Below are 11,854 nucleotides of genomic sequence, written 5' to 3' on the forward strand. Positions count from 1 at the left end.
CTCAGCCCCCGAGGGGACGGCGATGCGTGCGGCATTGAACCGCAAGCACATGCCCAAGGCGGGCCGGCTCGGTGAACTGGAGTCGGACACAGGCAGTCCCTGCGGACTGCTTGTGCCTATGGAAGGCCATGGGCCTCTGGCCCATGGCAGGCCCAGCGCTCGGCCCGCAGCAAATACTGGCCGTCAACTCGGACGTGCCGCAGGCGCGACCGCGGTGATCATGACCTGGTCGACGCGGTAGCTGTCCACGTCGACCACCTCGAAGCGCCAGCCTTCCCATTCGACGACGTCGGTGCGCCGCGGGATGCGGCGCAGCATGACCATCAGGAAGCCGGCCAGCGTGTCGTAGGTGCCGGCATGCGGCCAGCTCTCGATGCCCAGCGAGCGCTCGACATCGGGAATGGGCGTGATGCCGTCGGCCAGGAAGGAACCGTCCTCGCGGCGCACGATCTGCTCCTCGTCGTGCGGCGCGACCAGGCTGCCCATCACGGTGTTCATCACGTCGTTCAGCGTGATGACGCCCACCACGCGGCTGTACTCGTTGACGACGACGGCGAAGTCCTCATGCGCCTCGCGGAACTGCGTCAGCATCTCCGACAGCGTCAGCCGGTCCGGCACGATGAGCACCTTCTTGACGAGCACGCCGCCGTTTTCTCGCAACGACAGCTGCTCGTCGCGCAGCACGCGCTGGAACAGGTCGGTCGCGTCCACATAGCCGACAACCTGGTCGATGTCACCGTCGCAGACCAGATAGGTCGAGTGCGGCGTCTCGGCGATGCGGTTGCGGATCAGCACGTCGTCGTCGTCGCGCGAGAAGAAGACGATGCGCTCTCGCTCCGTCATCACGGTCTCGACGGTGCGCGTGTCGAGCTCGAACACATTGGCGATGACCTGCTGCTCCTCGTCGGCGACGACGCCGGCCTGGTAGCCGGCCTCGGTCAGCGCGAGGATGTCGCGGTAGCTGATGGTCTCGTCGCGCTTGGCCGGCAGGCCGAGGATGCGGATCAGGCCTTCGGTGATGCCGCTGAACAGCCAGGCCAGCGGCTTGAGCACGCGGCACAGCATCAGCATGGGCCCGACCAGGCTCATGGCGACGCGCTCCGGCTCGTTCATGGACAGGCGCTTGGGCACCAGATCGGCCATGACGATGAAGAGGGACGTGATGCTGATGAAGGAGGCCGCGAAGCCCAGCGTCGCCGCCAGCTCGGGTGAAACGACGAGGCGCAGCGCCGCTTCGAAGTGAGGCGTGAAGGCGCCCTCCCCCACGATGCCGGCCAGGATGGCGACGGTGTTGACGCCGATCTGCACGACGGTGAAGTAGTCGCCCGGATGCTCCTGCACGGCCAGCACCTTGGCGGCCCGGGCATCGCCCGAGTCGGCGCGCTGCTGCAGGTTCAAGCGGCGTGAAGCAGCCAGCGACAGCTCGGCCATCGAGAAGAAGGCGCTGGCGGCGATGAGGAGGGCAATCAGCAGCAGGCTGGTGGTCAAACGCCAGGTCCGGGAGGTGGGCAGGCGGTCAGTTTATGCCGCCACCCCAGCCTCGCCGTGGCACTTCTCCAGGAAGGCCGTCGCGTCCCGCACCGGCACCGGGCGCGCATAGCCGAAGCCCTGCATGACGTCGCAATGCCAACCGCGCAGGCAGGCCTCCTGGCCGGCGTCCTCGACGCCTTCGGCCACCACGGTCATGCCCAGGCTGTGCGACAGCTGGATCATGGCCTGCACGATGGCCGCACCGCCCTCGTCCTGGCCGAGGTCGCGCACGAAGGCGCGGTCGATCTTCAGGCGATTGATGGGGAAGCGCTTCAGATAGGCCAGGCTGGAATAGCCGGTGCCGAAATCGTCGATGGCCAGGTGCAGGCCCAGGGCGCGCAGCTCGGCCATCTTGGCGATGGTGGACTCGGCGTCGTCCATCATGGCGCCCTCGGTGATCTCCAGCTCGATGTAGTGCGGGTCCATGCCGGACGAGTCCAGGGCCTCGCGCACCGTGGCCATGAACTCGGGATGCTGGAACTGCCGCGGCGAGATGTTGATGGCGACGATGGGCCGGCCCATGCCGCTGTCATGCCAGGCCCTGGCCTGGCGGCAGGCCTGCTGCAGCACCCAGCGGCCGATGGGCACGATGAGGCCGGATTCCTCCGCCAGCGGGATGAAGCGGTCCGGCGGGATCAGGCCAGCGGGGCTGCGCCAGCGCAGCAGCGCCTCGAAACCCGAGAGCTGGCGCGTCTGCAGATCGCACTGCGCCTGGTAGAAGAGTTCGAGCTCGCCACGGTCCAGGGCCTGCACCAGGCGCGCCTCCAGCAGCAGCCTGTCCTCCTGGTCGGCCAGCAGGCCGTCCGTGAAGACCACGGCGCTGTTGCCGGGCATGCCCTGGGCCTGGCGCATGGCCAGCTGGATGGCCTTGGCGACCTCGGAGGTCTGGCCCCCGTGCCGCGGGTATTCGGCGGCGCCTATGCTCAACGTGACGGCGAGCTGCTGGCGCTGCACCTCGAAGACCGGCTGCATGACGTGCAGCAAGCGGTCCAGCAGGCCGCGCAAGGCGGCGTCGTCGCCCAGGGCAGGCACGATGGCACCGAAGGACAACCCGTCCATGCGATAGAGCCGTCCGCCGGCACCCTCGACGACGGCCTTCAGCCGCTCGGCCACCTGGCACAGCAATTCGTCGCCGGCGGCATGGCCCAGGCTGCCCATGATGCGGCTGAAGCGGTTGATGGCGATGCCCAGGCCAACGAAGCTGTCGTTGCCGAGTTCCTTGGCCCGCTGTTCCAGTGCACGCCGGTTGGGCAGGCCGGTCACGCGGTCATGCAGGCCGACATGGGCCAGCTCGGCGTTGTGGGCCTGCAGCGCACGGTTGGCCCGGCGGGCGCGGCGGTACAGGGCCACGGTCAGCAGCACCACGATGAGCATGGCCAGGGCCAGGCCCAGGGTCAGCCGCCTTTCGCTGCGGTGGCGCTCGAGCTGGCTGGCCTGCAGCTCGTTGTCATGCTTGAGGCTGTCCAGCGCGCGCTGGCTCTGCTCGAAGCTGGAGCGGCGCTGCAGCTCCAGCACGGTGCTGACGCGGTCGCTGCGCACCAGCTCGGTCTCCAGCGCCAGCGCCTTGCGGGACTGGCGCACGGCTCCTGCCACGTCGCCCAGGGCCTCCAGCAGGTCGGCGTGGCGGTTCAGCTGCTCCATCAGGCGCAGCTTGCGACCCTCTTTCTCCAGCGTGGCCAGGCCGTGGTTCACCAGCTGTTCGCCGGCCGCCTTCTGGCGCAGACCCAGGCGCGCCAGGCCCGAGCTGATGGTCGCCATCACGACGGCATCCTCGTCGCCGCCCTCCTGGCGGGCCAGCTTGAGCGCCCGCTCGGCATAGCTGAGTGCGGCCGCGAAACTGCGGGCACTCAGGTGCAGGTCGGCCAGCTCCTGCACCACCTCGGCCTGGCTGCTGAACCAGGTCGAGCTGCCCGAAGCGGGATTCACGGCGGCTGCACTCGCAGCCACGCCGGGCTCGATGCTGGCGGCCAGCCGGCGCGCCTGCTGCTGAGCCCTGTCCCTTGCCATGGGGCGGCCGGCCTCTTCCTCTGCCAGGGATTCGATGACCTTGGCCGCGAGCTGCAGGGGCTGGCTGCCCGCGGCCTCGGCCAGACGGAAAGCCTGCTGCGCGTCGGCCCGGGCGCCGTCGATGTCGCGCAGGGCCAGGCGGATGGGCGCCAGCGCGTTGTGGGCCTGTGCGCCACGCCGCGGATTGGACTGAGCCAGGGCCGAGCGGCTTGCCGCTGCATAGGCCCGCAGGCCTTCCTGCAAATGCCCCGTCGCCAGGCTGATGTTGCCCGCCGTCATGAACACCCAATAGCGCAGCGGCTCGTCCTGCGTCTTCTCGACCCAGGGCAGGGCCTCGTTCATCCAGCCATAGGCTGCATTCAAGCGGCCTGACAGCTGCAGCATGGTCGCCCGCAACGCATAGGCCGAGGCCATGGCGGCGGCATTGCTCTCGCGTGCGCCCAGGTCGATGAGTTCGGCAATCGCCGCATCGACGACGGTGAACTGATCCATCAGGCCGTGGGCATAGCCCCAGGCGGCGAGGAAGACGCGCAGATTGTCGCCACCCAGGGCGCGGGCCTGGGCTTCCAGCGGGCGCAAGCGCGCCACCACCTCCGGCGGCTCGCCGCCATGGCTGGCTTCGATGGCCTCGATCTGCTGGGCCAGCGCCGGCGCCGCGAATGCGGGCCGACCGAGCAGCAACAGCCCGCCCAGCAGCCAGCACCGGGCAACCGAAAGAAGGAGACTGAGGACTGGGGGGGAACCGCCGCTGCGCATCAGGCTTGACTGACCATGGGACGCGCAGACTTTAGGAGCTTTGGGCCCGAAAAGGCCCACCGGCTGTCAGCCCGACCGCGGCGTTTGCGCGGCCAATGTCACGCCATCAGCTGAACAGCCGGCGCGCGGCGGGCGAGCCCGCGGCCAGATCCCGCTCCGCCAAGGCCTCGTAGAGCTTCTTCAGCTCGACGTCGATCGCGGCAAAGGCATGCAGGCCCAGCACCTGGCCGCGGTCGTCGCAGACCTCGGCCTCCAGGTCGCGGGCCAGCGAGCGGGCCGCCTCCTGCCAGGCGGCGAAGGGTTCGGCCTCGGCCGGCGTCTGCGGCACATCCAGGGCCAGCGTCAGTTCGCGCAGCGACAGGGCCTCGGGGTCTTCGGCCAGGGCCGCCTGGGCGTCGAACTGCAGGGTCAGCACGGGCGGGGCGCCCTCCTCGCCCGAGGGCATGACGAGGCGGCCCGGCAAGGCGCCGGCGACGAAGCCGTGGCGGCCGGCGGACTGCTGCACGAAACCCGGCGTCCATGCTGCCGCCTTGGCGCGCAGCAGCAGGGCCAGCTGGGCATCGTGGCTGGCGGCGAACTGGTCCAACTCGCGGGCACGGGCAACGACGTCCAGCATGTCCGGGAACTGCACGAAGCCGCCGACGCCATCGGCAAAGGCCTGGATCTTCTGCACGAACTCGGAGTACTCGATCTCGTTCAGCGCCCCGCTGCGGTTGGCCATCTTGAGGCCGGCCTGGAACTCGCTGTAGCGCTGGCCTGGCAAGGGCAGCTCCCAGTCGCCGGTCTCGGCGTTCAGGCCTTCGATCTGCAGCGGCTTGGTGCCGGCGCGGCGGCTGCCGGGCTGGTGCTGCAGGGCCAACTCACCAGAGACGGGGGCCTCGACGGTGATGGCGGCGATGGCGTCGATCAGCGCATCGATGCGGGCCGAGGGGCGGCGCAGCGGGCGAGCGACCGCGGGCAGCGTCACCTCCAGCGACTCGGCCTCGGCGCTGCCTTCGATCGGCATGGCGGGAGGCACGTCGAAGGAAGGCTCCTCCAGCGGCGGCACGGCACGCTTGGGGCCTGCCTTGCGCGCTGCCCAAGCGCCGTGGGCGACGACACCGGCCAGCACCAGGCCGCCGGCGATGGCGAGAAGTTCAGTCAGCGTCAGACTCATTTCCGTATCCGTTTTGCATTCGGGCCGAGCGCCGGGCCGCTCCCAAGCCGGCCCGTCAAGGCGACGTGCTCGCGGCTCGATGCCGCGAGCGTCGCCGTCCCCTCAGGGGACCGGCTGGCCTCGCCCGCGTTCAGCGCGGCGGAACCAGACGAGGGGCTCACGTCTCGGCCATGGCGAGTGCCTTGTCCATGTCGACGGCCACGATGCGCGACACGCCTTGCTCCTGCATGGTCACGCCAATCAGTTGTTCAGCCATTTCCATCGCGATCTTGTTGTGCGAGATGAAGAGGAATTGCGTGCCGGCACTCATCTTGGTCACCAGCTTGGCATAACGCTCGGTATTGGCGTCATCCAGCGGCGCGTCGACTTCGTCCAGCAGGCAGAAGGGCGCGGGGTTGAGCTGGAAGATGGCGAACACCAGGGCGATGGCGGTCAGTGCCTTTTCGCCGCCCGACAGCAGGTGGATGGTGCTGTTCTTCTTGCCCGGCGGCTGGGCCATGACCTGCACGCCGGCGTCCAGGATCTCCTCGCCCGTCATGACGAGGCGGGCCTGGCCGCCACCGAAAAGCTCGGGGAACATGCGGCCGAAATGCTCGTTGACCTGGTTGAAGGTCGAGCCCAGCAGGTCGCGCGTCTCGAGGTCGATCTTGTGGATCGCGTCCTCCAGCGTCTTGATGGCGGCATTCAGATCGCTGCACTGCGCATCGAGGAAGGTCTTGCGCTCGCGCGCCGCCGTCAGCTCGTCCAGGGCCGCCAGATTGACGGCGCCCAGGGCGGCGATGTCGCGGTTGATGCGATCGATCTCGCCCTGCAGGCCGTAGAGCTTGACGGCGCCGTCCTCGATGGACTTGGCCAGGGCCTCCAGGTCGACGGCGGCGGCTTCGAGCTGCTCGCGGTATTGCGCGCCGCCAAGCTGGGCGGCCTGTTCTTCCAGCTGCAGCTTGGTGATGGCCTCGCGCAGCGGGTCCAGGCTGCGCTCGAACGTCATGCGCTGCTCGTCGGCCTTGCGCAGGCGCAAGCTGAGGTCGTCGTAATTGGCGCGCACGGCCGCCAGGGCCTGCTCGCGCTCGACCTTGATGGCCAGCGCATCCTGCAGGCCGGCCTGGGCGGCAGCATCGTTCAGCGTGTCCAGCTCGGCCTGCAGGCTGGCAGCGGAAGACGCCACCTGGCCGATCTGGGCCTGGGCCGTCTCGATGCCGCGCTGCAGCTCGCCGCGGCGGGCCGCCAGCGTCTGGGTGGCGAAGCGCGCCTCCTGCGAGCGGCGCTCCAGCGTGCGCAGCTGCTCGCGGGCGTCGGCCAGCTTGCGCTCGGCGGCGATGGTGCCGTCTTCCAGTTCGGCATGGCGCTGCTGAGAGTCGCCCAGCTGGATGTCCAGCTCCTCGAAGCGGGCCTCGCCGACGGCGCGGCGTTCCTGCAAGCCCTCTTGCTGGGCTGCGATCTCTGCCAGCTCGGCGTCCAGGGCGCTGCGGCGCTGCTGGCTGGCCTCGGCCTGTTGCGTCAGGCGCAGCAGTTCGACATGGATCTGATGGGCGCGCGTCTGCGCCTCGCTGGCTTCGCGGCGCAGCGTCGTGAGGCGCCCGTTGGCGTCGTTGAACTGATGCTCGATGCGGCTCAGCGACAGGCGGGCCTCGTCGGCGATCAGGTTCTGGCCGCGCTGGGCGGTCGTCAGCTGCTCGATCTCCTGGGCGCGGGCCAGCAGGCCGGCCTGCTCGGAGTCGGGCGCGTAGAAGGTGACCGAGAACTGGCCGACGGCATGGCCGGCCGGTGTCAGGATCAGCTCGCCGTGCGTGAGCTTGCCGCGTGCGGCCAGGGCCTCGTCCAGCGTCGGCGCCGTGTAGACGCCTTCCAGCCAGTCGTTCAGCAGCGCGACCAGGCCGGCGTCGTCGAGCTTGAGCAGCTCGCTGAGCTTGGGCAGTGTCTCGTGCGTGTTGGCGATGGAGCCGGCCGGCGTCGAATAGAAGGCAAGGCGGGCCGGCGGCGCGTCGAGCTCGAAGGCACGCACGGTGTCCAGGCGGCCCACGCTCAAGGCGCCCATGCGCTCGCGCAGCGCGGCCTCCAGCGCGTTCTCCCAGCCTTGGCTGATGTGCAGCTGGGTCCACAGGCCTTGCAGGCCATCGAGGCCATGCTTGGCCAGCCAGGGCTTGAGCTTGCCTTCGGTCTGCACCTTCTCCTGCAGGGCCTTCAAGGCCTCCAGGCGGGCGGTCAGTTCGGACTGGCGGGCAAGCTGGGCGTTGGCATCCTGCTGGGCGTTGCGGCGCTGCTCTTCCAGCAACGGCACCTGCTCGGCCAGTTCCTGCAGGCGGGCGTCGGACAGGTCGCGCGCCTCGTCGGCTTCGGCGCTGCGCGCCTTCAAGGCTTCCAGCGCCTCGTGGTCGGGCGCGCCCAGGGCGCGGGACTCGGCCGTCAGCCTGTCCTCGCGCTGGCGCAGCGCCCTCGCCTGCTCGTCCACGCTGCGGCTTTCGGCCGCCAGCACCTGGATCTGCTGCTGGACCTGGGCCACCAGGGTGCGCTGCTCGTTGGCGCGGGCCTGGGCGGCGCGCAGGGCATCTTCCGCAATGGGCAGCTGGCCCTGCTGCTCTTCGGCCTGGGCCGCGAGGATCTCGCTCTGCTCGTCGGCACCGGCGATCTGCTCGGCAATGCCTTCCAGCTCGGCGGTGGACTGTTCGACGCGCTCGCGCCACTGACCGTCCTGGGCATGCAGCTCGGCCAGGCGCGCCTGGGCGCGGTTGCGGCTCTCGACGACGAAGCGGATGCGCTCCTCGAGGCGGCTCACTTCGAGCTGGGCGTCGGCAAAACGGCCTTGTGAGGCATGCAGCTCGTCGCCCGCGGCGTAATGGGCCTGGCGCACTTCCTCGAGCGTGGCCTCGACGGCGCGCAGCTCGGCGGTGCGCGATTCCAGCGCATTGACGGCCTCGGCATGGGCTGTCTTGACCCGCGCTGCCTCGCTGCCGGCGTCGCGCAGCTTCAGCCACCAGAGCTGGTGCAGCTTCAGCGTGCCGCTGTCCTGCAGGCTGCGATAGCTCGCGGCGACCTCGGCCTGGCGCTCCAGCTTCTCGAGGTTGCTGTTGAGCTCGCGCAGGATGTCGTCGACGCGGGTCAGGTTCTCGCGCGTGTCCTTGAGGCGGTTCTCGGTCTCGCGGCGGCGTTCCTTGTACTTGGAGACACCGGCCGCTTCCTCCAGGAAGAGGCGCATCTCCTCGGGCTTGCTCTCGATGATGCGGGAGATGGTGCCCTGGCCGATGATGGCGTAGGCGCGCGGGCCCAGGCCCGTGCCGAGGAAGACGTCCTGCACGTCGCGGCGACGCACCGGCTGGTTGTTGATGAAGTAGGAGCTGGTGCCGTCGCGCGTCAGCACGCGCTTGACGGCGATCTCGGTGAACTGGTTCCAGGGGCCGCCGGCACGGGCGGATTGGTTGTCGAACACCAGTTCGACGCTGGAGCGCCCTGCCGGCTTGCGGTTGCCGCTGCCGTTGAAGATGACGTCCTGCATGGACTCGCCACGCAATTCACTGGCCTTGCTCTCGCCCAGCACCCAGCGCACCGCGTCCATGATGTTGGACTTGCCGCAGCCGTTCGGCCCGACGACGCCGACGAGTTGCCCGGGCAACTGGAAGGTCGTGGGTTCAGCGAAGGATTTGAAGCCGGCCAGCTTGATCGAGTTCAGCCGCATGTAGCTCGGACGTAAGCCCTTGATTTGGCTAAAGAAAAGCGCCTTTCAAGGGCGCTTTGACGGGGCCGGATGATACCATTCGCCCCCTCTCAGAAAGACCAGCCGCTCACACTCACATGGCCACCAAGAAGTCCGCCGCCCCCGCCAAGAAGAACAGCAAGCCCAAGATGCGCGAGGTGCCGCCGAATCCGCCGAGCAAGCCCAGCAAGGACATCCTGGTCTTCCCGAACCCGAATCCCGAGCGCGACTACGTCATCCAGTTCCAGGTGCCCGAGTTCACCTGCCACTGCCCGCTGACCGGCCAGCCCGACTTCGCCCACTTCACCATCGACATGATTGCGGACGAGCTCTGCGTCGAGCTCAAGAGCCTGAAGATGTACTTCTGGAGCTACCGCGACGAGGGTTCCTTCCACGAGAAGGTCACCAACAAGATCCTGGACGACATCGTCAAGGTGACCGATCCGCGCTTCATCCGCATCACGGCCAAGTGGTATGTGCGCGGCGGCATCTACACCAATGTCGTCGCCGAACACCGCAAGCCGGGCTGGACGCCCGCACCGCGCGTGGACCTGCCGGCTCATGGCTTTGAGTCCGGGATGCTGGGCTGAGCCGGGAGGGCGTGCTTCGCCGCGCCGCTGACACAGGCCGGCGGAGTGCGAAGCCGATCGGGACACCTGCCACCTATCATTCCGGCATGAGTTTTCCCGTCAATCCGCGGCTCGACCGGCTGCACCCCTATCCCTTCGAGCGCCTGCGCGAGCTGACCGCCGGCATCACGCCGAATCCCAAGCTGGCGCCCATCTCCTTGGGGATCGGCGAACCCCGCCACGCCGCGCCGGCCCTGATCGCCGAGGCCATCAACGCCTCGATGAAGAGCCTGGCGGCCTACCCCGCCACCGCCGGCACGCCGGCCCTGCGCGAGGCCATCGCCGGCTGGATCTCGCGCCGCTACGGCCTGACGCTGGACGCCGGCACCCAGGTCTTGCCGGTCAACGGCTCGCGGGAAGCCTTGTTCGCCATCGCGCAGACCGTCGTCGATTCGAGCCGCCCCGGCCCGGTCGTCGTCTGCCCCAATCCCTTCTATCAGATCTACGAGGGCGCGGCCCTGCTGGCCGGCGCTGAGGTGGCCTATGCCAATGCCGACCCGGCGCGCAATTTCGCCGTCGACTGGCGCCAGATCGACGAAGCCACCTGGGCCCGCACCCAGCTGCTCTACGTCTGTTCGCCGGGCAACCCCAGCGGCGCGGTGATGCCGCTGTCCGAGTGGCAGGCCCTGTTCGAGCTCAGCGACCGCCACGGCTTCGTCATCGCCTCGGACGAGTGCTATTCGGAGATCTATTTCCGCGCTGAAGGTGAAGGTGCGGCGCCGCTGGGTGGCCTGGAGGCTGCCGCCAAGCTCGGTCGCAGCGACTTCAAGAACCTGATCGCCTTCACATCGCTGTCCAAGCGCTCCAATGTGCCGGGTCTGCGCTCGGGCTTCGTGGCCGGCGACGCCGCCCTGCTGAAGAAGTTCCTGCTCTACCGCACCTATCACGGCAGCGCCATGAGCCCCATCGTGCAGGCCGCCAGCGTCGCGGCCTGGGGCGACGAGGCCCATGTGATCGAGAACCGGGCCCGCTACCGCCACAAGTTCGGCGCCGTCACGCCGCTGCTGTCCGGGGTGCTGGACGTCGGCTTGCCGGACGCCGGCTTCTATCTCTGGGCGGCTGTTCCCGGTGGTAACGACGTCGCCTTCGCCCAAGGCCTGCTCGCTCAATACAATCTCGCCGTCCTGCCGGGAAGCCTGCTGGCCCGCGAAGCCCATGGCAGCAACCCCGGCGCCGGCCGCATCCGCCTGGCCCTGGTGGCCGACGAGGCCGAATGCCTGGAAGCCGCCCACCGCATCGTTTCTTTCACCCAATCTCGCCGATGAACACCGCAGAACTCCAAAGCACGATCGATCTCGCCTGGGACAACCGCACCTCGCTGGACCCCGTCAACGCGCCCGAAGTGCGCCAGGCCGTCGAGCATGTCATCGCCGAGCTGGACGCCGGCCGCCTGCGCGTGGCCACCCGCGAGGCCGTGGGCCAGTGGACGGTGCACCAGTGGATCAAGAAGGCCGTGCTGCTGTCCTTCCGCCTGAACGACAACCGCATCATGGGCGACAAGGAACTGACCTTCTTCGACAAGGTGCCCACCAAGTACTCGGGCTGGAGCGACGAGCAGCTGCGCGCCACCGGCGTGCGCGTCGTGCCCCCGGCCGTCGCCCGCCGCGGCAGCTTCCAGGCACGCAATGTCGTGCTGATGCCCTCCTACGTGAACATCGGCGCCTATGTCGACGAAGGCGCCATGGTCGACACCTGGGCCACCGTCGGCTCCTGCGCTCAGATCGGCAAGAACGTGCACCTGAGCGGCGGCGTCGGCATCGGCGGCGTGCTGGAGCCCCTGCAGGCCAACCCGACCATCATCGAGGACAACTGCTTCATCGGCGCCCGCTCCGAGGTCGTTGAAGGCGTCATCGTCGAGGAGAACTCGGTCATCTCCATGGGCGTCTACATCGGCCAGAGCACGCCGATCTACGACCGCGCCACCGATACCGTGAGCTATGGCCGCATCCCGGCCGGTTCCGTCGTCATCTCTGGGTCGCTGCCCAAGGACGGCGGCCGCTACTCGCTGTACGCTGCCATCATCGTCAAGCGCGTCGATGCCCAGACGCGCTCCAAGACCAGCATCAACGAACTGCTGCGAGCCTGAAC

Annotated in this window: 7 protein-coding genes; 3 read left to right on the forward strand and 4 right to left on the reverse strand. The window is 68.8% G+C overall.

All coding sequences use genetic code 11. The features are described from left to right. Positions 1 to 183: 183 nt before the first annotated feature. The 4 genes from paeA to smc all read right to left on the reverse strand — a co-directional run bounded on the left by paeA (position 184) and on the right by smc (position 9,119). Positions 184 to 1,488 (reverse strand): polyamine export protein PaeA, encoded by a 1,305-nt coding sequence (gene paeA / locus AC07OY_RS27150; RefSeq protein WP_495045721.1) that lies wholly within the window; start codon positions 1,486 to 1,488, stop codon positions 184 to 186. A gap of 33 nt (positions 1,489 to 1,521) precedes the next feature. After that, positions 1,522 to 4,218 (reverse strand): putative bifunctional diguanylate cyclase/phosphodiesterase, encoded by a 2,697-nt coding sequence (locus AC07OY_RS27155; protein WP_495045722.1) that lies wholly within the window; start codon positions 4,216 to 4,218, stop codon positions 1,522 to 1,524. Positions 4,219 to 4,399: 181 nt separating this feature from the next. Beyond that, positions 4,400 to 5,449, reverse strand: a complete 1,050-nt coding sequence (locus tag AC07OY_RS27160) for a cell division protein ZipA C-terminal FtsZ-binding domain-containing protein (protein ID WP_495045723.1) — start codon at positions 5,447 to 5,449, stop codon at positions 4,400 to 4,402. A 157-nt stretch (positions 5,450 to 5,606) separates the two neighbouring features. Continuing rightward, positions 5,607 to 9,119 (reverse strand): chromosome segregation protein SMC, encoded by a 3,513-nt coding sequence (gene smc, locus AC07OY_RS27165; RefSeq protein WP_495045724.1) that lies wholly within the window; start codon positions 9,117 to 9,119, stop codon positions 5,607 to 5,609. A gap of 167 nt (positions 9,120 to 9,286) precedes the next feature. Between smc and queF the strand changes: the two genes are divergently transcribed. From queF to dapD, 3 genes are all read left to right on the forward strand, one after another. Beyond that, positions 9,287 to 9,727: a preQ(1) synthase gene (gene queF / locus AC07OY_RS27170; RefSeq protein ID WP_457425016.1), complete on the forward strand. Its 441-nt coding sequence runs from the start codon at positions 9,287 to 9,289 to the stop codon at positions 9,725 to 9,727. 86 nt (positions 9,728 to 9,813) lie between these two features. Beyond that, the gene (gene dapC / locus AC07OY_RS27175; protein ID WP_495045725.1) at positions 9,814 to 11,031 is read left to right on the forward strand and encodes a succinyldiaminopimelate transaminase; all 1,218 of its coding nucleotides are present in this window, start codon (positions 9,814 to 9,816) and stop codon (positions 11,029 to 11,031) included. Further along, positions 11,028 to 11,852, forward strand: a complete 825-nt coding sequence (gene dapD / locus AC07OY_RS27180; RefSeq protein ID WP_495045726.1) for a 2,3,4,5-tetrahydropyridine-2,6-dicarboxylate N-succinyltransferase — start codon at positions 11,028 to 11,030, stop codon at positions 11,850 to 11,852. Before dapC ends, dapD begins: the two co-directional genes overlap by 4 nt. Positions 11,853 to 11,854 lie beyond the last annotated feature (2 nt).

The organism is Roseateles sp. GW821-FHT09H10, from assembly GCF_059415865.1.